Annotated in this window: 1 protein-coding gene; it reads right to left on the bottom strand. The window is 43.5% G+C overall.

Going from position 1 to position 246, the window contains the following annotated elements; genetic code table 11:
• Positions 1 to 246, bottom strand: a 246-nt coding sequence (locus tag D1841_RS18595) for a SpoIIIAC/SpoIIIAD family protein (protein WP_305801103.1), incomplete at both ends; no start/stop codon positions are given.

Genomic DNA, 246 nt, shown 5'->3' with positions numbered 1-246 from the left:
ACCAGACTGATAATCGACACAAATACCGGAATCGCAACACAAAAGATAATCACCTTTCCCGCCAGTTCTACCTTTGCGCCGATCGATGTCTCCCCCGCATCTTTGCAAAGCTGCGAAGTGAATTCGGTAACGTAAGCAATGACGAGAACCTTTATAATAATGGGAAAATATCCTTTTCCGTATTCCAGTTTCTCGTACAGCCCCGATACATACGCCACAGCATATTTCAAGCTGTCAATCATAAAA

The sequence above is a fragment of the Neglectibacter sp. X4 genome (genome assembly GCF_009917365.1).
Taxonomy (GTDB): Bacteria; Bacillota; Clostridia; order Oscillospirales; family Acutalibacteraceae; genus Acutalibacter.
The sequence above is the reverse complement of the archived record's forward strand: the minus strand, read 5'-3'. Positions and strand labels throughout refer to the sequence as shown.